The organism is Paenarthrobacter sp. 10N417 (assembly GCF_056394745.1).
This window is the reverse complement of the sequence record NZ_JBFTIL010000051.1, coordinates 1-1,538: the sequence shown is the minus strand read 5'-3', so window position 1 is coordinate 1,538 and position 1,538 is coordinate 1. Positions and strand designations below refer to the sequence as shown.

1 rRNA gene is annotated in these 1,538 nt (G+C 57.0%); it reads left to right on the top strand.

Going from position 1 to position 1,538, the window contains the following annotated elements:
- Position 1 precedes the first annotated feature (1 nt).
- Positions 2-1,521: ribosomal RNA gene (locus tag AC1DCM_RS26465) — 16S ribosomal RNA — on the top strand.
- Positions 1,522-1,538 lie beyond the last annotated feature (17 nt).

Below are 1,538 nucleotides of genomic sequence, written 5' to 3'. Positions count from 1 at the left end.
TTCAACGGAGAGTTTGATCCTGGCTCAGGATGAACGCTGGCGGCGTGCTTAACACATGCAAGTCGAACGATGATCCCAGCTTGCTGGGGGATTAGTGGCGAACGGGTGAGTAACACGTGAGTAACCTGCCCTTGACTCTGGGATAAGCCTGGGAAACTGGGTCTAATACCGGATATGACTCCTCATCGCATGGTGGGGGGTGGAAAGCTTTTGTGGTTTTGGATGGACTCGCGGCCTATCAGCTTGTTGGTGGGGTAATGGCCTACCAAGGCGACGACGGGTAGCCGGCCTGAGAGGGTGACCGGCCACACTGGGACTGAGACACGGCCCAGACTCCTACGGGAGGCAGCAGTGGGGAATATTGCACAATGGGCGAAAGCCTGATGCAGCGACGCCGCGTGAGGGATGACGGCCTTCGGGTTGTAAACCTCTTTCAGTAGGGAAGAAGCGAAAGTGACGGTACCTGCAGAAGAAGCGCCGGCTAACTACGTGCCAGCAGCCGCGGTAATACGTAGGGCGCAAGCGTTATCCGGAATTATTGGGCGTAAAGAGCTCGTAGGCGGTTTGTCGCGTCTGCTGTGAAAGACCGGGGCTCAACTCCGGTTCTGCAGTGGGTACGGGCAGACTAGAGTGCAGTAGGGGAGACTGGAATTCCTGGTGTAGCGGTGAAATGCGCAGATATCAGGAGGAACACCGATGGCGAAGGCAGGTCTCTGGGCTGTAACTGACGCTGAGGAGCGAAAGCATGGGGAGCGAACAGGATTAGATACCCTGGTAGTCCATGCCGTAAACGTTGGGCACTAGGTGTGGGGGACATTCCACGTTTTCCGCGCCGTAGCTAACGCATTAAGTGCCCCGCCTGGGGAGTACGGCCGCAAGGCTAAAACTCAAAGGAATTGACGGGGGCCCGCACAAGCGGCGGAGCATGCGGATTAATTCGATGCAACGCGAAGAACCTTACCAAGGCTTGACATGAACCGGAAAGACCTGGARACAGGTGCCCCGCTTGCGGTCGGTTTACAGGTGGTGCATGGTTGTCGTCAGCTCGTGTCGTGAGATGTTGGGTTAAGTCCCGCAACGAGCGCAACCCTCGTTCTATGTTGCCAGCGCGTGATGGCGGGGACTCATAGGAGACTGCCGGGGTCAACTCGGAGGAAGGTGGGGACGACGTCAAATCATCATGCCCCTTATGTCTTGGGCTTCACGCATGCTACAATGGCCGGTACAAAGGGTTGCGATACTGTGAGGTGGAGCTAATCCCAAAAAGCCGGTCTCAGTTCGGATTGGGGTCTGCAACTCGACCCCATGAAGTCGGAGTCGCTAGTAATCGCAGATCAGCAACGCTGCGGTGAATACGTTCCCGGGCCTTGTACACACCGCCCGTCAAGTCACGAAAGTTGGTAACACCCGAAGCCGGTGGCCTAACCCTTGTGGGGGGAGCCGTCGAAGGTGGGACCGGCGATTGGGACTAAGTCGTAACAAGGTAGCCGTACCGGAAGGTGCGGCTGGATCACCTCCTTTCTAAGGAGCTGCTAACA